At 64.4% G+C, this 23,837-nt stretch carries 22 protein-coding genes; 15 read left to right on the top strand and 7 right to left on the bottom strand.

Translation table 11 applies throughout. The features are described from left to right. The first annotated feature begins 213 nt into the window (after positions 1 to 213). The 3 genes from HDC95_RS14415 (at position 214) to HDC95_RS14405 (ending at position 2,621) form a co-directional block, all read left to right on the top strand. Entirely contained in the window at positions 214 to 903 is a 690-nt protein-coding gene (locus tag HDC95_RS14415) for a GntR family transcriptional regulator (RefSeq protein ID WP_259064305.1), read from the top strand. Then, positions 900 to 2,045 carry an enolase C-terminal domain-like protein gene (locus tag HDC95_RS14410; protein ID WP_259064304.1) on the top strand — a complete coding sequence of 382 codons (1,146 nt, stop codon included), beginning with the start codon at positions 900 to 902 and terminating at the stop codon, positions 2,043 to 2,045. Before HDC95_RS14415 ends, HDC95_RS14410 begins: the two co-directional genes overlap by 4 nt. A 411-nt stretch (positions 2,046 to 2,456) precedes the next feature. Next, complete coding sequence (locus HDC95_RS14405; RefSeq protein WP_259064303.1) at positions 2,457 to 2,621, top strand: amidohydrolase family protein; 165 nt, start codon at positions 2,457 to 2,459, stop codon at positions 2,619 to 2,621. Positions 2,622 to 2,642: 21 nt separating this feature from the next. Here the strand turns inward: HDC95_RS14405 and HDC95_RS14400 are convergent, their stop codons facing one another. Further along, the gene (locus HDC95_RS14400; RefSeq protein WP_259064302.1) at positions 2,643 to 3,743 is read right to left on the bottom strand and encodes a Fic family protein; all 1,101 of its coding nucleotides are present in this window, start codon (positions 3,741 to 3,743) and stop codon (positions 2,643 to 2,645) included. Between the two features lie 673 nt (positions 3,744 to 4,416). Between HDC95_RS14400 and HDC95_RS14395 the strand changes: the two genes are divergently transcribed. Then, positions 4,417 to 5,397 (top strand): DNA cytosine methyltransferase, encoded by a 981-nt coding sequence (locus HDC95_RS14395; RefSeq protein WP_259064300.1) that lies wholly within the window; start codon positions 4,417 to 4,419, stop codon positions 5,395 to 5,397. On the opposite strand, the gene HDC95_RS14390 is transcribed toward HDC95_RS14395, so the two are convergent. Next, positions 5,398 to 6,339, bottom strand: a complete 942-nt coding sequence (locus HDC95_RS14390) for a NaeI family type II restriction endonuclease (RefSeq protein ID WP_259064299.1) — start codon at positions 6,337 to 6,339, stop codon at positions 5,398 to 5,400. Positions 6,340 to 6,428: 89 nt separating this feature from the next. Here HDC95_RS14390 and HDC95_RS14385 point away from each other — a divergent pair, with 89 nt between their 5' ends. Then, the gene (locus HDC95_RS14385) at positions 6,429 to 7,073 is read left to right on the top strand and encodes a DUF1524 domain-containing protein (protein ID WP_259064298.1); all 645 of its coding nucleotides are present in this window, start codon (positions 6,429 to 6,431) and stop codon (positions 7,071 to 7,073) included. 26 nt (positions 7,074 to 7,099) lie between these two features. Here the strand turns inward: HDC95_RS14385 and HDC95_RS14380 are convergent, their stop codons facing one another. Both HDC95_RS14380 and HDC95_RS14375 read right to left on the bottom strand, forming a co-directional pair. Next, complete coding sequence (locus HDC95_RS14380) at positions 7,100 to 7,738, bottom strand: FadR/GntR family transcriptional regulator (RefSeq protein ID WP_259064297.1); 639 nt, start codon at positions 7,736 to 7,738, stop codon at positions 7,100 to 7,102. A gap of 145 nt (positions 7,739 to 7,883) precedes the next feature. Continuing rightward, positions 7,884 to 8,747, bottom strand: coding sequence for an NAD(P)H-binding protein (locus tag HDC95_RS14375; protein WP_259064296.1), 864 nt, complete (start codon positions 8,745 to 8,747; stop codon positions 7,884 to 7,886). Between the two features lie 82 nt (positions 8,748 to 8,829). Between HDC95_RS14375 and HDC95_RS14370 the strand changes: the two genes are divergently transcribed. The 10 genes from HDC95_RS14370 to HDC95_RS14325 all read left to right on the top strand — a co-directional run bounded on the left by HDC95_RS14370 (position 8,830) and on the right by HDC95_RS14325 (position 18,380). Then, complete coding sequence (locus tag HDC95_RS14370; RefSeq protein WP_259064295.1) at positions 8,830 to 9,558, top strand: YafY family protein; 729 nt, start codon at positions 8,830 to 8,832, stop codon at positions 9,556 to 9,558. A gap of 159 nt (positions 9,559 to 9,717) precedes the next feature. Then, positions 9,718 to 10,203 (top strand): pyridoxamine 5'-phosphate oxidase family protein, encoded by a 486-nt coding sequence (locus HDC95_RS14365; protein ID WP_259064294.1) that lies wholly within the window; start codon positions 9,718 to 9,720, stop codon positions 10,201 to 10,203. A 48-nt stretch (positions 10,204 to 10,251) separates the two neighbouring features. Beyond that, entirely contained in the window at positions 10,252 to 10,422 is a 171-nt protein-coding gene (locus HDC95_RS14360; RefSeq protein WP_259064293.1) for a hypothetical protein, read from the top strand. A gap of 88 nt (positions 10,423 to 10,510) precedes the next feature. Further along, positions 10,511 to 11,098: a hypothetical protein gene (locus HDC95_RS14355; RefSeq protein ID WP_259064292.1), complete on the top strand. Its 588-nt coding sequence runs from the start codon at positions 10,511 to 10,513 to the stop codon at positions 11,096 to 11,098. A gap of 164 nt (positions 11,099 to 11,262) precedes the next feature. Beyond that, positions 11,263 to 12,477 (top strand): glycoside hydrolase family 76 protein, encoded by a 1,215-nt coding sequence (locus HDC95_RS14350; protein WP_259064291.1) that lies wholly within the window; start codon positions 11,263 to 11,265, stop codon positions 12,475 to 12,477. A 234-nt stretch (positions 12,478 to 12,711) separates the two neighbouring features. Then, positions 12,712 to 14,037: a glycoside hydrolase family 125 protein gene (locus HDC95_RS14345; RefSeq protein WP_259064290.1), complete on the top strand. Its 1,326-nt coding sequence runs from the start codon at positions 12,712 to 12,714 to the stop codon at positions 14,035 to 14,037. Further along, positions 14,034 to 14,984 (top strand): carbohydrate ABC transporter permease, encoded by a 951-nt coding sequence (locus tag HDC95_RS14340; protein WP_259064289.1) that lies wholly within the window; start codon positions 14,034 to 14,036, stop codon positions 14,982 to 14,984. The genes HDC95_RS14345 and HDC95_RS14340 overlap by 4 nt, the downstream gene beginning before the upstream one ends. Continuing rightward, entirely contained in the window at positions 14,984 to 15,937 is a 954-nt protein-coding gene (locus HDC95_RS14335) for a carbohydrate ABC transporter permease (protein ID WP_259064287.1), read from the top strand. Before HDC95_RS14340 ends, HDC95_RS14335 begins: the two co-directional genes overlap by 1 nt. 48 nt (positions 15,938 to 15,985) lie before the next feature. Further along, a complete protein-coding gene (locus HDC95_RS14330) occupies positions 15,986 to 17,239 on the top strand; it encodes an ABC transporter substrate-binding protein (RefSeq protein ID WP_259064286.1) in 1,254 nt (417 codons plus the stop codon). Between the two features lie 43 nt (positions 17,240 to 17,282). Beyond that, entirely contained in the window at positions 17,283 to 18,380 is a 1,098-nt protein-coding gene (locus HDC95_RS14325; protein WP_259064284.1) for a glycoside hydrolase family 76 protein, read from the top strand. A gap of 60 nt (positions 18,381 to 18,440) precedes the next feature. Here HDC95_RS14325 and HDC95_RS14320 read toward each other — a convergent pair whose 3' ends face one another. The 3 genes from HDC95_RS14320 to HDC95_RS14310 form a co-directional block, all read right to left on the bottom strand. Next, positions 18,441 to 19,550: a GntR family transcriptional regulator gene (locus HDC95_RS14320; RefSeq protein WP_259064283.1), complete on the bottom strand. Its 1,110-nt coding sequence runs from the start codon at positions 19,548 to 19,550 to the stop codon at positions 18,441 to 18,443. Positions 19,551 to 19,684: 134 nt separating this feature from the next. Then, positions 19,685 to 22,801, bottom strand: a complete 3,117-nt coding sequence (locus HDC95_RS14315) for a glycoside hydrolase family 38 C-terminal domain-containing protein (protein ID WP_259064282.1) — start codon at positions 22,799 to 22,801, stop codon at positions 19,685 to 19,687. Then, the gene (locus HDC95_RS14310; RefSeq protein WP_259064281.1) at positions 22,798 to 23,799 is read right to left on the bottom strand and encodes an ROK family protein; all 1,002 of its coding nucleotides are present in this window, start codon (positions 23,797 to 23,799) and stop codon (positions 22,798 to 22,800) included. Before HDC95_RS14310 ends, HDC95_RS14315 begins: the two co-directional genes overlap by 4 nt. Positions 23,800 to 23,837: the final 38 nt, after the last annotated feature.

Here is a 23,837-nt window from a genome sequence, read left to right as displayed (position 1 = left end):
TCCTGTCGTGAACGTCGTTGTTACGAAGCGCAACGTCTTCGTCGAATGCTGGCGGCTAGATATATTTGCGAGCCGATATGAGGCTAGTGATATATTTCTACAACGTCGATCGCGTTACCGCAACTGGAACTGCGAGAGAACTGGTGCAGCGACGAATAATCGAAGCAGCCATGATCAGCGTCGACACGACTAAGATTCAATCAACAGTCAGCAATGACGCCAGACGCAGGGAGGCACGTGGTGGGAGAGACGACACCCGCAGGCTTGTCCAGTCAGATATATCAAGCTCTACGAGATCGCATCCAGACGTGCGATCTGCTTCCCGGATCCGACTTGAACGAGAAGCAGCTGATGGACGAACACGGCTATGGCCGCACTCCATTGCGTGAAGCTCTGCTCGCACTCCAACGCGACGGTCTCGTCGAGATCTTCCCCCGCAAGGGCATGCGAATCACACCCTTCACAGAGAAGTCGATCAACGACGTCTATCAGCTGCGCAAGCTGCTGGAACCAGCTGTCATGTCCTCGTACGTTTCGATGTACTCGAAGAGTGATCTGCTCGACTTCGCGCGGCGTTTCCGCGAGACGAGTATCTCTGACATCGTCGAGCACTACGAGCTTGACATCGCCTTTCACACGTTCCTGGTCTCGATCGCGGAGAACGAGGCGATGAGCCGTATCCACGCTGAGCTCATGTCGCATGTGTTCCGCCTGGCAATGTATGCGCTCGTCACTGGTGCCTCACACCCGGAGCAGAACAACCCCGAGCATCTCGCCGTGGTCGAGGCGCTCTTGCGAGAAAACGAACAGGAAGCGAAAGACGCCCTGATCTTCCACATCAACCACTCGCTGATCGTCTCGCTCAACGCCGTGCGTGAACGCAACGAGGACACCAGCGCATGATCATCACCGAGATGGAGACCTGGTGGGTCTCCCGCGGCCAAGAGCTGTTCGACGCGAAGCGCACCGGATCATCGAAAATGGATTGGGATGTCATCGTTGTGCGCCTCACCGCGGACAACGGCATCCAGGGTGTTGCGACATGTCTGGCAGCAAGAAGCGGGCAGGTCACCGAAGGCTATCTGCTCGACAACATCGCCCCTGTCGTGCTCGGTAGAAGCCCACACGACCGGGAGAGCATCTGGCATGAGTTCTGGACGATTGACCGACACCTCACGTTCTTCCCGGTGTATCTGCCCGGACCGATCGACGTCGCGCTCTGGGACATGGCATCACGCGAAGCGGGCCTTCCGCTCTACAAGTTCATCGGGGCATACCGCGAGAGTCTGCCGGTCTATGCGAGCGGCAATTTCCATGCCACAGTGCAGGACTACGTCGATGAGGCGAAGCACTACCGCGATCGCGGCATCCATGCCTATAAGGCCCACCCTCCTGGCCCCGTCGACGTCGACCGGGAGGTGCACCGTCGCCTGCGTGAGGAACTCGGCGCCGACCAGGTGCTGATGACCGATCCGGTAGCCGAATACACCTTGGATCAGGCGATCCGGGTGGGGCGCGAACTCGAGCAGCTCGACTACCGCTGGTTCGAAGAGCCTTTCCGCGACTTCGAACTGTACAAGTACCAGGAGCTCTGTCGCGTGCTCGACATCCCCGTCGCCGCGACCGAGACCACGCGCGGAGCCCACTGGGGGGTCGCGCAGACGATTGCGCAGCGCGCCGCCGACATCGTGCGCGCCGACGTGAGCTGGAAGGCAGGGATCACGGGCACGTTGAAGATCGCGCACATGGCGGAGGGGTTCGGGCTCAACTGCGAGTTGCACACCACGACGATGAACTACATGGATGTGGTCAACCTGCACGTCAGTTGCGCAATCCGCAACTGCGAGTACTTCGAGTACTTCGTGCCAGAGGAGAACTACCAACTTCCGATGCGGGGCAGCCTGCCGATCGATGATCAGGGCATCATCCACGTGCCGCAGGGCCCCGGTATCGGAGCCGAGCTGGATTGGGCCCTCATCGAGTCGCAATGCCGCTCATACACGCGGCAGGTATGGTCGGACGGCGTGGTGCTGAGACACCAGTAGTCAGGTAGTTGGCCGGCTATTCGGCGATGCCGAGCCCTCATCCAGTGCGATGCACGCGTCGCGCCGAGGCCCGATGTTCGCCACCGCATCGAGCACTTCGCGCTGGCGAGCGATGCCGACGTCGCGCGCGCTGCTCGTCTCGGGGTGATCCCGGTGCCGCAGGGCGTGTTCGTGTCGGACTTCGGCGACGGCATGGCCGCCGCTGTGGCGGAAGATCGTCGTGACGACATCTACCGGGTGAAGTCGCTGGCGGATGCCAGGATCGTGCTGAACGGTTCGACGGACTCCCCGTGTCGGATGCGAACCCGCTCGTCTCACTGCGCGACTTGGTGCTGCGGCGGACGGGTTCCGGTGCCGTGCTCGGCGAGCGCGAGCGGATCTCCATCGACGAGGCCGTGCGGGCCTATACCTATGGCTCGGCAGGAGCTCTCGAAGGGAACGTTGAAGATCGGGATGCTGGCGGACTTCATCGCGCTGAGTGATGACCTGTATTCGATTCCGGCTGAGCGGATCGCGGAGCAGGAAGTGACGGCGACCGTCGTCGGTGGGGTGGTGGAGTTCGGGGACGTCGGGTAGGTCTTTGCAGATCTGATACCTTCACCGGCGGCGCCGGACTCTCTCAGCGAAGCCATCGAGCGCGTCGAGAACCTCACCTGCCAACCAGACACGATTGCGCCGATTCGCGTTCAGTGGGCTGAGAATTTCCGCGGCTTCAAGCTGTGCGACGGCGCGCTGCGCGGCCGTCGCCGTTACTCCCAGCACCGCGACGATGAACTTGACGTTCACTGCCGGCTGGTTCAGCAGATGCGGCAAGAGCAACCTGGCGGCAGAACCTTGGCGAGACGCCAACCGCGCGCTCCACGATCGACATACAACGTCCAGCTCTGACACGAGTTTCTGTCCGTTGGCGACGGCACGAAACGACGCGGTGACGAACTGGTCGATGATGGGAACGATGCGCCCCGCACGATACTCGCTGAGCGCATCGAAGTATGCGGGGGTATCGGTCAACAGGCCGGCAGACACCGGAATCGTCAGCCGCCGTGTCACCTCTGCTCGCCGAAGCATCGCATGCACCAGGGCACGCCCGGTGCGTCCGTTTCCGCCGTTGAAGGGATGGATGGTTTCGAACTGAGCGTGCGCGATCGCGACCTGAACCAGCACGGGCAGATCGACGCGTTGCGCGAATAAGACAAGATCATCCATCAGTTCAGGCAGTCGGGAGTGGTGCGGTGGGACGAACTCCGCGGCGTGTGGGCTGAGCGCCGCGCCACCTATCCATATGGCCTCGGTTCGCAAGCGCCCGGGATCGGCATATGGATGCCCGGTCAAGAGCGACTCATGCGCGGCGAGGACAGAGCGGATGCTGATTTCATCCGACATCGCGAGCGCCTTCTGCATCGCCGCAACGTTTGCCGTCACAAGCTGAGCGTTGACGCCGCTCTTCTCTTCGATGGCGGCCAGCGCGAGTGCCCTCGCTCCAGCGGTGATCCCCTCGATCTCAGAGGAGGATGCAGATTCAGTGCGCAACAACACTGACGCCAGTGGAGCAAGCTCGATATCCGATAGGCCATCCCCGTCTCCTCGATGCGTCAACACCGCGCTGACCTCGGCGTCGAACCTCGTGATCTCCCGAATAGCGTCTTCTGCTTCGCCCTGCAGCGACGCGCTGAGGGGAACTGAGGCCTCAGCGATCAACTGCGGAACAGCCGCGTCATATGGCCCCCGTGCGGCGAGTTGGCGCCGCCGCGACGCACCTTGATCGGGCGACACATCCCACGGGCGCGATTCCCACCCCACCGCGAAGGCAGGCAACGCGGCGTCGGAAACGTGAGACATGGTCGAATCTTACGGCACTTTATGGACATAAGGTGCTGTAAGGAGCACCTCAACAGTACTCACAGACTCCGTTCGCCGGTAGCACCATCCCGCATCCCGGCGTGGGGCAGATGCGCTTCTCGGCTTCTTCGCGCCGCCGCTGACGTGAGTTGCGGCCGCCGTCGCGGAGCTTGTTCTCGGGGAACGCGATGCCGTCCTGCGTTCCGTCGTCATTGCGGAACCACACGTAGCCCTTGTTGATCCACGCCGTCGGGCGATCCGCTCCGCGCGGGTGCCTCGGTGCTTGTGCTGATAGGTGAGTGGCCCGCCGAGCGTGGGCGCCGTAATGGGCGCGCACGCGACGCTCAGCACAGTTGAGTCACACATTGTAGCGCGCGGTGGTCCGATCGACACGTCGCCATGGGCATCGACGCGAACAGATGATGCTGACGACACCTCACCGGGCATAGCCGTGCTTCCCGGAGGTTGGAAGGTAGAGTGTCAGAGGTCCCTGGAAGGATCGACCCATTAGGCATTTTGAAGGGATCGGTACATGACTTCCTCCAACCTCAGCGTCCTCGAGATCTGTGCAGGAGCGGGCGGCCAGTCATACGGCCTGGAGCAGGCGGGCTTCGAACACGAGTTAGCCGTTGAGATCGATCGCGACGCCGCCGCGACCCTTCGGTTGAATCGGCCTTCGTGGGATGTTCGCGAAGGTGATGTTCGCGAGGTGAATGGCCGCGACTTCCGCGGGATCGATTTACTGGCCGGCGGTGTGCCCTGCCCGCCGTTCAGTGTGGCGGGGAAGCAGCTGGGCGCCGAAGACGAGCGAGATCTGTTTCCCGAGGCTATCCGGCTGGTGCGTGAGGCAAAACCCGCCGCCGTGATGCTGGAAAACGTGAAGGGCCTAGGGTCGGCGCGATTCCAGACCTATAGAGACGCGATCCGTGACGAACTAGAGAAGCTCGGCTACCACACGGATTGGCAGCTGTTGCTTAGCTCCGAATTCGGGGTACCTCAGCTGCGGCCACGTTTCATCCTGGTAGCAGTAAAGGGAGCGCGCTTCAAGAAATTCGAGTGGCCAGGCGCTGTCGGCACACCTCGGATGGTTGGCGAGACCCTGCTACCTATGATGAGTGTGAATGGGTGGGCTGGAGCGTCCGCCTGGGCGCGGCGTGCCAATTCGATCGCCCCAACGATTGTCGGAGGATCGAAAAAGCATGGGGGAGCAGACCTCGGTCCAACGCGTGCAAAGGCGGCCTGGCTGGCTCTTGGCGTTGACGGAAAGGGAATCGCCGATGATGCCCCCTCTGCAGAGCATCCGATCCATCACACACCGCGTTTGACTAATCCGATGGTCGCTCGTGTCCAGGGTTTTGATGATTCGTGGAATTTTTCTGGTCGCAAGACTTCCGTTTACCGTCAGATCGGCAATGCCTTCCCACCGCCGGTGGCCGAAGGCGTGGGCCGAGCAATCAAGCGAGCGATCGGTGCAGAGTCGACAATCAAACGCTCTCTCCGCGTCGTAGCCTAGCTATTCTTCGCGGGCACCTGGCTCAGGAATCTTCGGAGCCCTAGCCGTAGAAGGCTCATCGAAGTGTGCGCGCCTCCAGCGCCCGCCATCGATCAATGCTCCACCGTGAGGCGTCGGAACAACGCGAACCGACACGTATTCATCGGATTTTGGGATTGGAACTTCAAGAGCTTCGGCGAGACGAGAGTGATACACACCGCTTAAGATGATGATGCCTTCGGGCGCCAGAGCTGAACGGGCACCGCCATTGTAACGAACTCGTCTCTGGTCATCGAGCTGTCGGCTAACTGTTGCGACGGCGTTCCTATGGACAATCATCCCCTCCGCTTCACGAAACAAACGGTTCGTGCGCTGAGTCCCATAGCGATTGTCGAATATATGATCCACAGTGTCTCGCGATAGCTGCAACAAGACATTAGGTCGAAGGGGAGCGTTGAGCCACAGCCAGCGCACCGACTGCTTTCCAAGAGCGTTCAGCGAACTCTTCTTGTCCCTATTGGAGCCTTCGCGTCGAAATTCCGTGCGTACACGAATTAGTCCGAGTGACCATGTCGAGTTGGAGTCGTCCCCCGTGGCAACAAGCGCAAGCTCGCCGAAGACTTCGGGCGGGAGCATCCATCCACCATTCGACTGACTCCACTTCGCGTCGACGAGATGCCCCGCGATCCGATAATCAGTCTTGTCTTCATCACGACCTTCGAAGAGGAACTGACGTTGAGCGTTAATCTCAAACAACGTGCCGAAGTGCGTCTTCTCGGTCTTCATGAGTTGATCCCAGCGGTACCTTCCGGTCTCCTGCCCGTTGTAAATCATGTCGTAGGTGTGTCGAACGACCGCCGCCCAACGGGATCCGCTCGGATCCAGCGCGAGAAGTGTTGCTACGACTTCGTCGAGCGCAGGGTCCGCCGGAGTTTCGAATGGCTGAAGCATCGCGTCCGTCACACGTTGAGCATACTCACTAAGCACAACGGGACTCGACCGACTGGTACCGCGGCTACACGTCGAGCAGTCCCTCCAAGACCGGCATCCGCGTGCATCGAGACAAGCACCAGGTCGAGCATGCTCTGCCGCGGAGTTGGCGTACCCACTGGCCCGTGACGGATGCTGCAGCAGAAGCCGAGCGCGATGACTCCGTCCACCGCATTGGCAATCTCACACTCCTGACCGGCTCACTCAATGCCTCCGTCTCGAACGGCGCGTGGCTTGGCGAGAGCGGAAAGCGCGCCGCGCTCGAACGGCACGACGCCTTCCTTATGAACCGGCAGCTCGTAAAGGACTCCGCGGACGGATGGGATGAGGTCGCGATCGTGAAGCGAACCGATGAGTTGATCGACGCGTTGCTCGACACATGGCGTGTGCCAGACGGCCATGAGGGTAAGACGGTCGACCGCGTGGTTCGATTCAGCAAGGCGACGACGTCGTACGCCAACCTGATCGACTCAGGCTTGATCGATGTCGGTACCGCCCTCGTCTGCACAGACGGACGGTGGTCCGATGCTCGCGGAACGCTTCTCGCGGGTGGCCGCATGTCGTACGGCGGGAAGACGTACAGCTCACCTGCCGCCGCCGCGCGGGTCGTGCGCGGCGGCCAAAGCGGCAATGCCTGGTATTTCTGGCGGGTAGAAAGTGGGCCGTTGCTGAATGACCTGCGCGAACAGCTACTGAAGCAAATGTGATCGGGACGGGACTACCGCCCTCCCCTTCAGCTCCCCTCATCGAACGTCCCCCGCTCGATCGCAGCATCCAGCCAATCGAAGTGCCCACCCACGGCCTGCATCGCCCGTGCCGGATCGCCATCCCGCACTGCTTCGTAGATCTCGACGTGCAGTCCGTGCAGATGGTCGCGCTCGTCCAGGGGAACTTCACGCACCGTCGCGGTAAGGATGTTCCGCAGAATCTTACCGAAGAACTGCAGACCAGGCACTCCAGACGCCGCGACGAGGGGATCGTGAAAGTCGCGGTCGGCCTCACGGAACCCGTGATCGTCGGCACTCTCGCGCATTATGTCTAGAGCGACCGCCATGCGCGCGAGATTGATGTGGTCACCGCGCTTGGCTGCCTGCCGCCCGGCCTCGCGCTCGAGCCCAACACGGACGGGCATCATCGACCCGGGGTCGAGGTTGTTCTCCATCATCGCCATCGCCAGCGTGTCGCCCGTCATGGGCGACGAAAGCCCGCGGAGGTATGTGCCCGAGCCCGAACGGCGCTCGACGACGCCGATCGCCTCCAACCGCATCAGGCGATCACGAAGTGCGGTGCGGCTCACTCTGAGCGTCTTGGCGAGCACACGTTCGCTCGGCAACCGCTCCCCGACCTCCAGCGACGAAAGATGATGCACCATGCGGCTCAGCAGATCGTCGGAGAACGGAACCTCCCAGCCCCGTCGCGCTGCGAAGAGGACATCTCCCCGTCGACGAGGACCGCTGCTCTGCCGGCACCGACGCCACCCGCGGACATGTCCAGCACGCTGCACCGTGAGTGCATTTTCACCCCGCCAGCTCCTCCCGCACCCACGCCCGCAACGTCGTCGGAGTGGTCGTCACCACCGACCGCTCCTGCTCGGGCGTGAAGTCGTCGCGCAGTCCAGTCGACATCCCCAGCACGGCATCCGCCATCGCCGCCGGCATCCCTGCGTCGACGTACTGCTGCAGCATCTCCTCATCCGCGATCCGCTCGACGGTCACATCTCTCCCGAGCTCTTGTGTCAGGATCCCGGCGACCTGCGACCAGCTCAGGTCTTCAGGTCCGTGCACGGCCTGCACGCGATGTCCCGCCCATTCGCGATTGAGCAGCGTCAGCGCCGCCACCTCGGCGATGTCGCGGGGTGCTACCCAGGCCATTGGGGCGTCGATCGGCAATACCGTCTGCAGCCTGCCGGACTTCAAGGACTCGATGTCGAGCAGCAGGTTCGTGAAGAAGTAACCGCACCGCAGATGGGTGACGTCGATGTCGAGTCCGTCCAGCGCGACCTCGGTCGCCGCGAGTCCGTCGATCTCACCGGCACCGTGACGCTTCTCGGCGCCGACGCTGCTCTGGAACACGACGCGACCGATCCCGTTCTCGGCGACCGCACGCATGAGAGCCTCCGTGGCGCGGGCGTAATCCGCGAGCGAATCCTCCGACATGACAGACGGATCAACCCAGTAGATGGCATTCACACCGCGAGTCGCGTCCGCTACCTCGTCGGCATTCTGCGAGTCGGCGCGCGCCACGTCGACGTAGGGGATCAACTCCGGGGAGATCTGCTCGGGATCCCGAGTGAGCAGCAGCGGTCGGATGCCGGCGCGCACCAGCATCCGCGTGAGGTGGTGACCGACATTGCCGTTCGGAGTGGTGACGGCGATTCGCATAACGTGTCCTTTCGTCTGTGACTGGCCACGCTAGAACCAGATGCGGCCTGTTCTTGGCCGCATCTTCGGCGATCATGGAATCGTGGACTCGCCATCGAATCGCACCCTGCGTCTGCTGTCACTACTTCAGACAGGCGGCGAGTGGAGCGTGGCTGCGCTCGCTGAGCGACTGGACGTGAGCCAGCGAACCGTGCGGCGAGACACGCAACGACTGCGGAAGCTCGGGTACGACGTGCAGTCCCGACCGGGTCCAGGCGCCGAGTATCAATTGCGCCCAGGGACGAAGATCCCACCGCTGCTCCTCGGCGCTGATGAGGTCGCCACGATCATCACGAGTCTGCTCGTGCTCGAGACGTGGGCCCCCGATGACCCGTCGGCATCCGTCGCCCGCTCGAAACTCGAGCAGACGCTGCCGCCCGCCCTGCGCCGACGCGCGGCCGCCACCGCGATCTCGACCCAGATCCTGCACGAGCCGCCCGCACCCGTGGACTGGGCGCTCGTCGGCATCCTGTCCGATGCGGTCGCCCAGGGTGCACGCGTCGGCTTCGACTACACCGATCAGCGCGAGCAGCAGTCCGCGCGCGTGGTGGAGCCGCACCGCCATTTCCTACGGAACCGGCAGTGGTACGTCGTCGGCTTCGATATCGACCGAGGAGATTGGCGCCTGTTCCGACTGGATCGGATGCAGTCGACCAGCATTCTGTCGGGCGCGCACTCGTCTCGGGAGTTCCCGTTCGCATCGATCGAGAGCTGGTTGGCCAGCGACTTCGGCCGGATCGGCCCACCAACTGATGAAGCCAAGAATCGCTGACCTCTTACCAGGCTGGGACAGGCATACGGCTTCGCGGCACCTGGAGTAGTCACCCCACCCATATCCCTGACACGCGTCGCTTTCAACCCCGTTCCCACGAATGCACAGAGAGCGCATCGTTGACTGCGACAGATGGAACGCAAGAGAAGGGTGAACGCTATGACTGACTCCACGGACGATCGCACGAAGGTCGCAGAACTTGTCAAGAAGTTCCGATTCGCGATGTTCGTCACCCGCCACACCGACGGCACGCTCGTCGCGCACCCGCTCACGGTGCAGGAGGCGGAGTTCGACGGCGACCTGTGGTTCCTCGTCTCAAAGAACTCGTCGCCGATCAGAGATCTCGCCGCCGACTCGCACGCCAACGTCTCGCTCAGTTCGAATGACGCCTGGGTCTCGCTTTCGGGCACGGCACGCCTCGTCGAGGACCGCGAGAAGCTCAACGAGCTGTGGAACCCGGTGGTCGAAGCCTGGTTCCCCGATGGACCGGACGACCCCGCGGTCGGCGTGCTCAAGTTCAGCGCGGACTCGGCCGAGTATTGGGACACCCCAGGCGGAAAAATCGCCACAGCGTTCAGCTTCGTGAAGTCGAAGATCACGGGTGAGCGCTACGACGGCGGCGAAAGCGGCAAGGTCGATCTCTGAGCCTGACGAGCTCGCGACCGCAGGCGGCCACAGAACGAAGGAGACGCCGTGAATTCCCATGACGACCAGCCGCACCGGGAGCACATCCCCGGCCCGAGCGAGCCCAGTGTGCCGGAGATCGAGCTCGACGAGAACATCGCGCCCCGCCCGGAGGAAGAGGTCGCTGACCTGCTCCGGGCAGAACCCGACGTCGAAGATCACAGCCAGCATCCGGAGTGACCCGGCTCCGCAGCAAGCCGAGTGATCACGTTCAATTCAGGCGCGACTGGTCTCTTTGTGGGTGTTGCTCATCGCTACGCTGTGACCCGTGAAGAGTTTCTCGAAACGGGACCTGCGCACAGCACTGGAGATCGTCGAACCAGATCTTGCGAGGCGACTCACGTCCGACGAGATCGGGGCTTTCTATCGCGATGCGCGTGCACTGCACGTCGATGGCATCACGGTTACACAAGAGATCCCGCGCACGCATCGCCGTCGCAGCGGCCCCATCGTTTCGGAGCTGGTCACGGCAGACGAACGATGGCACATCGACATCACCAAGTTGCGCCAGGACGCGCTCTGGCAGTTGCTGATCGGACTCGCGTCAGTGGTGACGGGTCAGGCGTTCCTCTCTCTCGGAGCGGGCATCGCGCAGATCCGCGGCATCGTCGAGAAGATCACCCGCCTGGAGCCCGATGAAGGAGATGTTGCAGGAGCTCTCGTAAGGCTTATGAAGGAGCTCGGCGGACCGGTGCCGCGCGAGCGGCTGGAAGCGGCGTACCGTCACGACCCAGATCGTGACGGCGCGATGACCGATGGTTCGGCTCCGATCGACGCACCTGCGGTCATCAACCGACTGATCGACAAGAAGGTCATCGCCGTCGCGGCCGACGGCGGCCTGACCATCCCATTCTGACCGAGAGCCAACCCGTCCGGAACTGACTCTCATCAGTGCCGGGCAGCAGACCGCCGAACTTCCCCGAGCTCCTGAGCTACCGATATCGGGGTTGACCCGCCCTACCTTCATGCACCACCCTGGTTAAGTTGGTAACGATATCAACCGAAGAGACAGGAATGACGATGAAGTTGCACTCTCCACTTCGATCCAAGAGACAGCGCGCTTCGGCGCTCGCGTTGGCGACCGTCGCCGCGCTGGCAGCCACCGCACCGCTTTCAGCTCACGCCGCACCCCCGACACCAGACCCTGTCTGGGGCGACCGCGCCGTGACGACATACGACGCGATGCAGGACCACCTCTACCTCGGCGCCGCCGGCCACCAGCTCTACAAGCTGAACACCTCCGGCGAAGGCAACCCGTACTCGTACCTGTGGGAGTACCGCGAGGCGGCTCAGGCCACCGCCGACCTGCAGGGCGTACGCGGGTTCGGCACCGCTTACGACAACGTCACGCGGCAGCGAGTCGCCAACTTCGACCTCTACTACGCCGTTCGCGATGGCGACCGAGCCGGATACGAATCGTACGTCCCCGCGCCGCTGGGAACAGGCGGCGACGTCTACTACGACGACAACGCCATCGTCGGCCTCACCAACGTCAGGGAGTACCGCAAGACCGACGATGCGAGTTATCTCGACAAGGCTCGAGGGGCGTTCGACATCGTCATCCGCGGCTGGAACACGGACGAGAGCTTGACCTGCCCTGGAGGTATGGACTGGATCGACCGGGCAGACAACGCCGACCGCGGTGCGAACATCACCGGGCTCACCGCCCAGCTCGCGGCACACCTGTACGAGCAGACAGGCGAAGCCGACTATCTGGAGTGGAGCAAGAAGCTCTACGACTGGAACACCAACTGCCTCGGGACATCGCCCGGACTCTATTCCAACAGCATCAACGATGCCGGCGAGATCAACCCCACCCTGTGGACCTACAACTCCGGCTCCATGATCGCCACCGCGACGATCCTGTACCGTGCGACTGGCGACGTGAAATGGGTGAAGGAAGCCGAAGCGGCCGCTGAGGGATCGCTCGCATACTGGACGGCCGAGAATCGCCTCCAACAGCAGCCAGCGATCTTCAACGCGTTCTACTTCAGAGACCTTCTGCTGCTCGACTCCGTTCGCAAGAACTCTGACTACCGTGACGCGATCGAGCAGTACGCCCATTCGACGTGGGACTCCAACCGCGACCCGGAGACCGGACTGTTCCACTTCCAGCCCTCCGGTGGCGGCGACTACAACCCGACGCGCCCCGCGGCGACACTCGACAATGCGGGCATGATCCAGATCTTCGCGATGCTCGCGTGGGATCGGCGGGATCTGTCAGACATCAGCTGACGTCGACAACCGACTCTGACGCCCAGGATGCTGCCCGAAACGGCAACATCCTGGGCGTCAGCGCATTAGATATACTTATTGATCTGCCGAACCAGGCAGAGCCTGACGCCCCGGCATCACCTGACAGCATCCTCAATATATTTAAAGATATAAATAGACTTATTGCCGATTCCGTTTTACACTCGGTCTCGTCGCCCGACGCAGGGCGATGACACGAACCGACCGAGGAGCACTGTGGCTCAGACCCATTCGGCATTCATCGACTCCGTCGTCGAGCGCGTACGCGAGCGCACCGACGAGGCGACCACCGCCATGTTCGCGCGCTGCTTCGAGAACACCCTCGGAACCACGCTCCGCGAGATGCCAGACGGCACGCTCTTCATGCTCACGGGCGACATCCCCGCGATGTGGCTCCGCGACTCCACTGCGCAGCTCGCCCCCTACCTGCACTTCGCGGCCGAAGACGAGACCATCGCCGACATGATCGCCGCCGTGTCACGTCGGCAGATCGAGTACATCCTCCTCGACCCGTACGCCAACGCGTTCAACGCAGAGGCGAACGGCGACGGGCATCAGAGCGACCTCACCGATCAGTCGCCATGGGTGTGGGAGCGCAAGTACGAGGTCGACTCACTCTGCTACCCCGTGCAGCTCGCCCATGACCTCTGGACGATCACCGGCCGCACCGATCACCTCGGCGACTCTTTCGCCCGCGCCGCGCGCGCAGTCATCGATCTCTGGCGCACAGAACAGCACCACGAGCAGCAGTCGACCTACCGCTTCGAGCGCTTCGACTGCCCACCCACCGACACACTCGTCCGCGACGGACGCGGCAGTGAGACCGTGCCGACCGGACTCACGTGGTCGGCCTTCCGCCCCAGTGACGATGCCTGCGCCTACGGCTACAACGTGCCAGGCAACATCTTCGCCGCCGTCGAACTGCAGCACATCGAGACCATCGCAACTGAAGTCCTCGGCGACCCGGGCCTCGCGGCGAGCGCCCGCGAACTCCGCACCGATATCGCCCGCGCGATCGAGCAGCACGCGGTCGTCGAGGCACCGGAGCACGGAGACGTCTACGCCTACGAGATCGATGGCCGCGGCGGCATCCTCCTCACCGACGACGCGAACGTGCCCAGCCTCATGTCGCTCCCCCTGCTCGGCTGGTGCCGACCAGACGACCCGCTCTACCTCGCCACCCGCGACTTCCTTCTCAGCGCGGCGAACCCGACCTTCGTCTCCGGCATCCTCTCCTCCGGCACCGAAGCCGCCGGCATCGGCAGCCCCCACACGCCCGACGGCCACATCTGGCCCATCGCGTTGTGCGTGGAAGGGCTCACCACCGACGACACGGCCGAGAAGGACCGCATCCGCCGCCTGCTGCTGGAGACGGATGCCGGCACCGGCCTCATGCACGAATCGTTCCTCGCGACCAACCCAGAGGTCTACACGCGCCCGTGGTTCTCATGGGCGAACGCGATGTTCTGCGAACTCGTCCTCGACATCACAGGCCTGCGTACTCTGCGGCGCGTGCCTCTGACAGAAGCGCGCAGCGCATGAGCGCACCGACCATCACCCAGCCCCCGCCCGCCGTCGACAAGACGGAGCCGGCACCCCGACGGCCGCGCAAGCCGCGCAACCCCTCCGCCAGGCAGATGACGTGGAACGCCTGGCTGTTCCTGCTCGTGCCGGTCGCGCTGTTCGTGATCTTCATGGCCCTGCCGATCGTCATGGCTCTGGTGATCAGCTTCACCGACTACGCGATCGTCGGAGACTTCGAATGGCTGGGCCTGGAGAACTACTTCCAGATCGCCGTCGACCCGTTCTTCTGGATCGCACTGCGCAACACCGCGTACTACACGATCCTCTACGTGCCGGCCGGACTCATCGTCGCCCTTGCCACGGCGCTGCTGCTGAACCGCCGCTACCGGGCGGTGCGCCTCTTCCGCACCTTCTTCTACATCCCCGTCGTCGCCTCCACCGTCGCCACCGCGACCATCTGGTTCTGGATGCTCAACCCGCAGAGCGGACTGCTCAACGTGGTACTCGGCTGGTTCGGCATCAACGGCCCCGCGTGGCTCTACGAGTCGCAGTGGGCGATGATCGCCATCGTCATGATGAGCGTCTGGGCCGGTTTCGGCGCCAACATGATCATCTTCCTCGGCGGACTGCAGGGTGTTCCGAACGACCTGTACGAAGCAGCACGCCTCGACGGCGCGAACGCCTGGCAGCAGTTCCGCTACGTGACCCTGCCCTCGCTCACCCGCACCACATTCCTCGTCTCCACCCTGCTCATCATCGGCGCGTTCCAGGTGTTCGACCAGGCGTACGTCCTCACCAAGGGCGGGCCGGGCAACTCGACCGTCACGATGGTCTATTACATCTACAACAAGGGCTTCGGCGCGCTCGAAATGGGCTACGCCTCGGCGCTGTCCTTCGTGCTGTTCCTCATCATCCTGGTGTTCTCCCTCCTGAACGCGAAGCTCACGAACAGGAAGGGCGCCTGATGACGAACACGCTCAGCGGCAATCGCACCATCGAGACGGTTCTGGCCGCCGGCGCCGCCCGCAATCTCCGCCCGACCGCACGCAAGAAGACCACGCGTCAGCGCACCGCCGCCGTGGCCTGGTACATCGGCGTGGTGCTGATCAGCATCATCACGATCGCCCCGCTGGTGTGGACGATCTCCACCTCACTGAAGCCGGCGAGCGAGATCCTCTCCGGAGCCCTCAACCTCATCCCCGCGAACCCGACGCTGGAGAACTACCTGCAGGTCTTCGAGGAAGTCCCGTTCGGACGCTACTTCGTCAACTCTCTGGTGCTCGGCATCGGCGGCGCGGCGACGAACATCTTCTTCGGCGCCCTCGGCGGGTACGCGTTGGCGAAGCTGCGATTCCGAGGGCGCACCGCAGTGTTCGCAGTGTTCCTCTCGTCGCTCATGATCCCCGGCATCATCACAATGATCCCCTCGTTCCTGATCCTCCGGTCGATCCCCTTCGCCGGCGGCAACGACGTGTTCGGCCAGGGCGGACTCGGCCTGATCAACACCTACTGGGCGGTCATCATCCCCGGTGCCGCCGGAGCCTTCGCGGTGTTCTTCATGAAGCAGTTCTTCGAGACTCTGCCCGACGAACTCGGCGAAGCCGCACGCATCGACGGCGCGAGCGAGTTCCGCATCTTCGCGATCATCTACTTCCCCCTCGCGAAGGCCGGACTCGCCGTGCTCGGCATCATCAGCTTCCAGGCGGGCTGGAACAACTTCCTGTGGCCGCTGATCGTACTCAACAGTCAGGACATGATGACCGTTCAAGTCGGGCTCGCCTCGTTCGTGAACAACTACGAGACCGCGTACGGACCGCTCATGGCCGGAACCGTCGTCGCAAGCCTTCCCGTGCTGCTCGTGTTCCTCTTCGCGCAGCGCTACATCATCGAGGGCGTCGCCCACGTCGGCTCGAAGTAGACCCTTTCACCCCTCACACCACCACACCATCACACCAAGGAGAGTTCGATGAAGAAACACCTGAAGGTCCTCACCCTGTTCGCCGCAGGAACGCTTGTTCTCACGGCAGCCGGATGCGCTTCCGGCGGAGATGACGCGGGGAGCGACGGCGGACCCGAACCCGTCGTGATGTGGGGCTCGTGGTCGGGCGACCAGGTCGACCAGCTCGAAGAGCAGGCCGCGCGCTTCAACGAGTCGCAGGACGACTACGAGGTCTCATACGTGCCCCAAGAACTCGTCGAGGAGAAGCTGCTCACCGCCCTCGCCGGCGGCCAGGTACCGGACGTCGTGCTGTGGGACAGGTACCAGACGTCTCTCTACGCACCCAAGGGCGCGCTCGCTCCGATCGACGAGTTCGTCGAAGAGGATGCCATCGACACCAGCATCTTCTACGAGCCGGCGCTCGGTGAGATGGAGGTCGACGACAAGCTGTACGGCCTGCCGCTGCTCGTCGACAACCGCTCCCTGCTCTACAACAAGACTCTGCTCGCGGATGCCGGCGTCGAAGCGCCGACGAACTGGGACGAACTGAAGACCGCAGCCGAAGCACTCGCCGTCTCGGAGGGCGGCAAGCTCACCCAGGCCGGCCTCGATCTCAGCGACCCGGGACTCTTCAACATGTACCTCGCCCAGGCCGGAGGGCAGCTGCTCAACGACGACCAGACCAAGACCGCGTACAACAGCCCCGAGGGGCTCGAGGTGCTTGAGTTCTGGAAGAGCCTGCTCGATGCGGGAGTCTACGAGCAGGGCTTCGGTGATACCGGCGACTCGTTCGCCGAGAGCCGCACGGCCATGAAGCTCGACGGCCCGTGGGCGCTCTCGACGCTCAACAAGGTCGACGGCCTCGAATACGGCGTCGTGCAGCCGCCCGCCGGTCCGAACGGTGACACCGGTGCATACATGGGCGGGTTCGGGCTCGTCATCCCCGAGGGTGCGAAGAACGCCGAGGGCGCGTGGGAGTTCATGAAGTGGTGGACGACCGAAGCCGAGAACGGCGTCGCCTTCGGTGAGATCGCCGGATGGATCCCCGCGAACATCGAGGCCGCGAACGACCCCTACTTCACCGAGAACGAGCACTACGCCGCCTTCATCGAGACGATGAACTACGCGCAGGCCCGGCCGAGCGTGAAGGGCTACTCCGATGTCGACGGCAAGGCACTCGTCCCCGCACTCGAGCGCTTCCTCTCCGGTGAGATCTCCGCGGAGCAGGCGCTGAAGGATGCGCAGGAGCAGGGCGACCAGATCCTCGAACAGAACCGCTGACGCTGAGCCGCAGCATCCGATCCTCATACATAGAAAAGGAATCATGACCAGCAGCACCGCGCAGACGTGGTCGGCCAACGCCGACATCGCGCAGCAGAGCCTCGACCACTTCTTCCTCGTCGAGGGCCCCCAGTACCTCGCGAACAGCCACCCGCACGACCGCGGCAACACCGAGGTGTTCAACTACTGGTGGCTCGCCCACGTGATCGATGCGCGCATCGACGCCTGGGAGCGCACCGGCGACCCCGCCTGGCGCTCGCTCGCGCTCGTCGCCCGCGACAACATCGTGGAGCGCAACGGCGGTCAGCTCTTCAACGACTACTTCGACGACATGCTGTGGTTCGCCCTGGCGCTCGAGCGCGTGCACGCGGCGACCGGCGAGCAGCAGTATCTCGACGAGGCGATCGCGATCTGGGATCACGTCATCGCGGAGGGCTGGAACGAGGCCCTCGGCTGGAGCCTCGCCTGGCGCAAGCAGCAGCTCGCGTACAAGAACACGCCGGCGAACGGTCCGCTCGCGATCCTCGGAGTGCGCCTCAGCCGCCGCGATGACTCGCGAGACTACCTCGGCTACTCGCAGCGTGCCTTCGACTGGCTGACCGCGAACCTGGTCGGCGACGACGGCTTCGTCGAGGATGGCGTCAACCGGGAAGACGACGGCAGGGTCGACACTCAGTGGCGCTTCACCTACAACCAGGGGCTGTACGTCGGTGCGGCGGTCGAGCTGTTCGGAGCGACAGCGGACCGTGCGTATCTCGAGCGCGCCGTGCAGACGGCAGTCACCGCCGTGCGAGAGCTGAGCGACGGGACCGTGTTCCCCGATGAGGGCGACGGTGGAGACGAAGGCCTCTTCAAGGGCGTCTTCTACCGCTATCTCGGAGAGCTGCTCGCGGCGCTCGCGCTCGACGGCTCACACGCCGAGGAGCGAGCTGAGCTCGAGCAGTTCCTGCGGGCGGGAACGGACGCGCTCTGGGCCAACGGACTCGTCGGCGATCGACTGCGCCCGGGGAACGACTGGTCGAAGCTGCCCGTCGAGTGGATTCCCTACTCGACGATGGTGAGCGCGATCTTCGCTGTCGAGCAGCGCGCGCGGCTCGAGGCGCGGGCTGCCGCAGTGGAGTCGGCTGAGCACGCCGCTTAGACGCTCTCGGCGTTCAGTTCCGCCCGTGGGCCTCGGCCTGCGGGCGGAACTGCGTCCTGGCTACGACCGCGGTGCGGCCGACGAGGAGCCCACCACGAGCTCCACGGGCAGGACGACCTTCTCGATCGCGTGCGGCGCATCGATCTGGCGCCGCACTGACTCGATCGCCTTCTCGCCGAGGTCGTGCTGCTCCTGACGGATGTGGCTGTAGCGGAACATCCGGGTGTCGAAGAAGGCGTCCGGGTGGTCAAAGCACACGATCGAGATGTCGGTCGGCACCTCCAGCCCGAGTCGGTCGCATGCCTCGCGCAGCATCAGCGCGATGTTGTACTCGGCAGCGACGTACCCGGTGATGTCGGGATGCTGCTCCACGAACTCGACCAGACGGGCGATGTCCTGCTCCGTGGTCTCCGAGCTGCCGGGCACGGTCGAGCCGATGGTGCGAAGCTCCGCGCGGTTCTCCAGCGGCAGATGGTTCATCGCGTGCGCGTGGATGTAGCCGCTGCGCCGATCGTCGCTCGAGGAGACGTGGCTCGTCGAGCTCACGAAGCCGATCGTCTGATGCCCGAGCTCCAGGAGGTGCTCGGTGGCGGCGCGGCCACCGGCCAGGTTGTCCGAGCAGACGGCGGAGACCGGGATGCCGTCGAAGAGGCGGTCGAGGATCACGACGGGGAACTTCTTCGCGACCAGCTCCAGCGCGGCGGGTGGGATGTACTCCGACGAGCTGGGCAGCAGGATGAGGCCATCCACCCCTGCGTCGACCAGTGCCCGGATGCAGGCATCCTCCTCTACGAGGTCGCCGCCGGATCGCTTGATGAGGACATGCGTGTCGGCGCCGGCAGCAGCCAGGACGCCCTCGATGATCTTGTTGCCGAACGTGTCGTCGAAGCTCGTGAGCACGCATCCGATGAGCGTCGATCTGCTGTCCGACTCGACAGGTGCCCGCGTCGCCGTCGCCGCCGGTGTCGCACTCGTGACGACGGTGCCGATCCGGGGCCTGCGCATGATCATCCCGTCGGAGCGCAGCAGTTCCAGTGCACGCTTCACGGTGATCGGGCTCACCTCGAACTGCTTCGAAAGCTCTGCCTCAGACGGCAGCTTCTCGCCGACGGCGTACATCCCCTGCGTGATCGACTCGCGCAACGATTCATAGACTCGCTTGTAGAGCACGCCCACCCATTCGCAGTATCCAATAGATATATTTAATCTACAGCGGCGGCACCACAGCGGCAACGCACCTCGCCGACGAAGAAGCGGGGTGGCGATGTCGTGATCGCCACCCCGCTCACCTCCTACCGAAGCGCTCAGTCGTCGCCCGAGGTGCGCACCTCGACCGCGGTGGTCTCGAACGGCGCCAGTTCCAGCGTCATCCGCCCGCCCTCCACGGCGATGTCGCCGCGGACATCTCCCAGCAGGGTCGTGCGACGCGCAGCATCCGCTCCCGTGACCTCGAGCGACAACTGCACCGGCTCGTCGGAGAACGACTGCAGCCGCACGCGTGACCAGCCCGCCTCGTCGGCCGCGCCCACGCCCACCAGCGCGACACGATCATCGTTCACGCGCACGAACGACTCCTCCGCCGACGTCGCGCCGCGGCCGGCTGCGGGAATCGAGAGCAGCGGACGCGCTGCTGCCGAAGCCGTCTCGATCGCGAGCGCCGGGACGCTCTGTCCAGCACGAGCCCGCACGCCGACGGCATACGTGAAGGTGGCCGTGAAGCCCTGTTCGATCGGGAAGTTGGTGTCCCAGACGTTGTTGTGGAACCACGAGAACACGGTCGCCGGCTCGTGCGGAGACGTGCTGGCAGGGAAGGGCGAGTACGGCAGCGCGATCGATCCGGTCTGCACCAGCGGAGCGTCCTTCGTCGCCCAGGCGACAGCATCCGCGCCGTCGGCGACGCTGACCCAGTTGCGGATCGCGCGCATGTGCTGCGGCGCACCGGGAATGTGCGCGATGCCGTCGCCCGTCACACCGCCCGAGACCTCGAAGCGCACGACCGGGTCATCCGCCGCGAACGGAAACGCGAAGTAGCCGCTCTCCTTCACACGGGTGACGGGCTTCGACACGCGATTCTCGATCAGGAGCGTCGAGTCACCGTGGCGCAGCCGAAGGGTGACCTGCACGCTGTCGACGCCGTCGGCGGCGAACTCGTAGACGAGCCGCTGCTCGACCGCATCGTCGACGCGCTCGATCACGATCGAGGGTCGGGCGACCGTGCGCGACGCGAGCAGTTCCAGCCGCGGCGAGACGGAGAGCTTGTTCGCGAGGTGGTTGACGCCGGCGCCGGAGCTTCCGTACGTGTCGTAGATGTACCCGTTGAACCCCGCGACGGATTCGGTGTTCACCCAGTCACGACCGGTGGCCTTCTCGATGATCGAGCGGATGACGGATCGGCGGTCATCGACTTCGACGCGGAGGTGATCGTTCTCGAGGACGAGAAGCTGCTCGCGCGGCGCGCTCTGCAGCGGGTGCACGACCGGCGCAGCCGCCGGTTCGTCGGCGGCGACCAGATCGAATCGCACCCAACCGACGCCAGGAGCATCTGCGACCGGGAACGTGATCCAGCGGCCTGACTCACGATGCAGTGAGTTGCCCTGCGCTTCGACCGTGTGCGGCACGACCGCACCGGTGCGCGAGTCGAGCACGGCGAAGTCCGCGTCCAGCGGCACATGCGATTCCTTGACCAGCACGCGTGCCTGCGAGGAGCGCGCATGTCCTGCGGCGTTGACGACGACATAGCTGGCGAGCGCGGCATCCGCCGGAGCGACGGCCTGCGCAAGATGGTGGAGCGCGTGCTCCGTGGCATCCGACGTGCGCTGATGCGCGGCGATCGCATGGCCGACCTTCCACTGCCACTGCCGCTCGCCGGAGTCGTATCCCTCATCGCCGTGGGTCCACGAGTTGCTCGCGCCCCAGGTGTGCTCGTTGAACATCGAGATCGAGTCGTACGCGGCCCTGGCATCGGCGGCCTCCGCGGCGACGGCTTCTCCGCCGCTCCACTTCGACAGCTGCGAGATCGTCCGAGCGTTCGGCGCCGAGACCTGGGCCTCGCGTGCCAGGGACAGCGGCACGGCGCCGGAGCCGACACCTTCCACCCACCAGTCGCCCCAGTCCCCCTCGAACGTGACGAGCTCGTCGCCGAACCGCTCCTCGGCCTCCTCGAAGAAGTCCTCGTTGCGCGACACCCGGAGCTTCGGGTACTCCCACGTCTCGTTCCACTGCCGCACCTGCTCGGACAGGTGCAGGCGGGCCGGTCCGTTGTCGCCGTTGAAGCCCTGCGTGCGCACGTGCAGCACATCCCACGGATACGGCTGGCGGCCTTCGTCCTCTTCACCGTGCGCTCCGAAGACGCCGGGAGGGAACGGGTATCCCCGCGTGGACAGAGCGGTCAGGTACGCGGGGAAGAGCGTCTCCAGCGTCTCGTACGACTCGGTGAAGCCGACCATCGGCCCCTCGAGGTACGCCAGCCCGTGCGGGCTGTCGGTCATCCAGACCAGCACGGAGTTGCCGGCGGCGGAGCGCCACCGGAACAACCGAGGGATGTCGAGAGCACCGTTCTTGTGAGGCTCGGAGCGGCCGGCCCAGTTGTGCGCCACCGCGAGGAAGCGCACGCCCAGGTCGGACAGCGCATCCGGCAGGCCGGCGACCTGCCCGGGGACGTCGGTCTGCATCGCGCTCGTGAACGGGATGCCGTACTCGTCACGGATGCGTCGCGCCGAGGCGAGCAGCTCGTGCAGTTCGTCGGTCGAGCACGTGTCCGTGTGCAGGTTGTACGGCATCGCACTCAGCCCGATCGAGCCTTCGCGCACCAATCGCACCAGCTCGTCGATCTCTGCGCGCGTGCGGTTGCTCTCCCAATCGCTGAAGGCCCACAGTGCCTCCGCGTTCCAGCGGAAGCGCGATGCCTCCGGCCATTCAGCGGTCTGGTTGATGAGCTCGACGGCGGAGTCCAGGTAGGAGCGCTGATTGGCGATCACCGCGGCTTGGGGATCGGTGTAGCCGAAGTCGAAATGCGAGTGGTGCACGACATGCACGCTCCACGGGCGGACGCCGTCCAGGCGCACGGCGACCGACTCCGCGCCGAGTGCCGGGATGCGCACCTCGACGTCGGTAGAAGAGTCGGATGCCGGAACCATCACGCGCACCGATCCCTCTGGGGATGCCGCTCGCTCGAGGTTCAGGGTCGCGCCTTGGCCGTCGACGATGAGGACCTCAAGTCCCTCGACATCGGCCTGTTCGCCTTCCACGATCACGCGCACGCTGCGAGCGCTCTGACCGTCGACCTTCCGCTGCAACGGCTCGGGGATGATCCGCACGGTGTGCGCTCCGATGCGGCCGACCGCGGCGGTCGCGCGCTCGATCAGCCCGGCGCGGGCTTCCTCGCCTGTCCAAGGGCTGGCGGAGATGAGGGCAGGTTTCATCGGTTGTCACTCCTCAGTGAATTCGGGGACTGTGAGTTCGGGGACTGTTCGTGTGAGTTGAGCCAGAACGCGGCACCGAGTACGGGCGCGGCGTCGAGGAGGGCGGAAGGGAGCACCTCGAGATCGGTGGGTACGCCACCGTGAGCGAGGCCGTCGGTGAGCCCGCGGACGAGCACAGGCCAGGAGCGCACCATCGATCCGCCCACCGTCAGTCGGGTGGCGGCGAACGACGTGAGCCAGGGAGCGAGCGTCACCCCGAGCGCGAACATCGCCTGATCGAGAACGGCTGACGCATCCGGGTCTCCGATGCGCGCCGTCTCGGCGATCTCCTTCACGGTCTGAACCCGACCGGTGCGTTGCGAGAAATGCCGCACGATCGCCCGCGTGGAGACGACGTCTTCGAGAGGTCGCCCGTCGGACTCGAGTAGATAGGCCCAACCGTTGGGCGGAACCTCACTCCCCTCGTCGACTACCAGGCCACGATCGAGGAAGGCCGACCCGATGCCGGTGCCCAAGGTGATGCAGACATGGCGTTCCGCCCGCGTGGCAGATCCGAACGCCCACTCGCCGAGCGCGTACGCGACCGCGTCGTTGACGAAGTGGATGCGGCTCGCATCGACGTCGAGCCTGCTCGCGAGTCCGGATCTGATCGAGACGCCCCGCAGGGAGTCGAACTTGCCGACCGCTTCGAAGATGCCGATGCCGCACTCGTAGTCGAAGGGACCGGGCATCGCGACGACCCAGCGGTCTGGTCGCGCCGAATCCCCTTCGCTCGCCGATCGCAGTCGGAGCGCGGGTGCGGCGAACGCGTCCAGCAACGCGTCAGCCGAGAGCGACGGGTCGAGCGCTTCGGTATCCGACGCAGTCACCGAACCGGACGACTCACTGAGGCTGACGGATGCCGCGGTCGCATGACTGCCGCCCACATCCAGCACCCAGACATCGCTCGTCGGGGTCCCGTCGGCGCGGATGGAACCTTCTGGCTTCTCTTCATTCATGGATCAGGCACCTTCGCATGTCGGGCACGGTGAGCGTA

The organism is Microbacterium sp. AK031 (assembly GCF_024807145.1).
Lineage (GTDB): Bacteria > Actinomycetota > Actinomycetes > Actinomycetales > Microbacteriaceae > Microbacterium.
This window is presented reverse-complemented; position numbering and strand designations above follow the sequence as displayed.

Excerpts from the sequence above, each read along its gene's own strand:
- HDC95_RS14415 (WP_259064305.1), top strand. The coding sequence starts at position 214 with ATGACGCCAGACGCAGGGAGGCACGTGGTGGGAGAGACGACACCCGCA.
- HDC95_RS14410 (WP_259064304.1), top strand. The coding sequence starts at position 900 with ATGATCATCACCGAGATGGAGACCTGGTGGGTCTCCCGCGGCCAAGAG.
- HDC95_RS14405 (WP_259064303.1), top strand. The coding sequence starts at position 2,457 with ATGGCTCGGCAGGAGCTCTCGAAGGGAACGTTGAAGATCGGGATGCTG.
- HDC95_RS14395 (WP_259064300.1), top strand. The coding sequence starts at position 4,417 with ATGACTTCCTCCAACCTCAGCGTCCTCGAGATCTGTGCAGGAGCGGGC.
- HDC95_RS14380 (WP_259064297.1), bottom strand. The coding sequence starts at position 7,738 with ATGGTGCATCATCTTTCGTCGCTGGAGGTCGGGGAGCGGTTGCCGAGC.
- HDC95_RS14375 (WP_259064296.1), bottom strand. The coding sequence starts at position 8,747 with ATGCGAATCGCCGTCACCACTCCGAACGGCAATGTCGGTCACCACCTC.
- HDC95_RS14365 (WP_259064294.1), top strand. The coding sequence starts at position 9,718 with ATGACTGACTCCACGGACGATCGCACGAAGGTCGCAGAACTTGTCAAG.
- HDC95_RS14350 (WP_259064291.1), top strand. The coding sequence starts at position 11,263 with ATGAAGTTGCACTCTCCACTTCGATCCAAGAGACAGCGCGCTTCGGCG.
- HDC95_RS14340 (WP_259064289.1), top strand. The coding sequence starts at position 14,034 with ATGAGCGCACCGACCATCACCCAGCCCCCGCCCGCCGTCGACAAGACG.
- HDC95_RS14335 (WP_259064287.1), top strand. The coding sequence starts at position 14,984 with ATGACGAACACGCTCAGCGGCAATCGCACCATCGAGACGGTTCTGGCC.
- HDC95_RS14330 (WP_259064286.1), top strand. The coding sequence starts at position 15,986 with ATGAAGAAACACCTGAAGGTCCTCACCCTGTTCGCCGCAGGAACGCTT.
- HDC95_RS14325 (WP_259064284.1), top strand. The coding sequence starts at position 17,283 with ATGACCAGCAGCACCGCGCAGACGTGGTCGGCCAACGCCGACATCGCG.
- HDC95_RS14315 (WP_259064282.1), bottom strand. The coding sequence starts at position 22,801 with ATGAAACCTGCCCTCATCTCCGCCAGCCCTTGGACAGGCGAGGAAGCC.
- HDC95_RS14310 (WP_259064281.1), bottom strand. The coding sequence starts at position 23,799 with ATGAATGAAGAGAAGCCAGAAGGTTCCATCCGCGCCGACGGGACCCCG.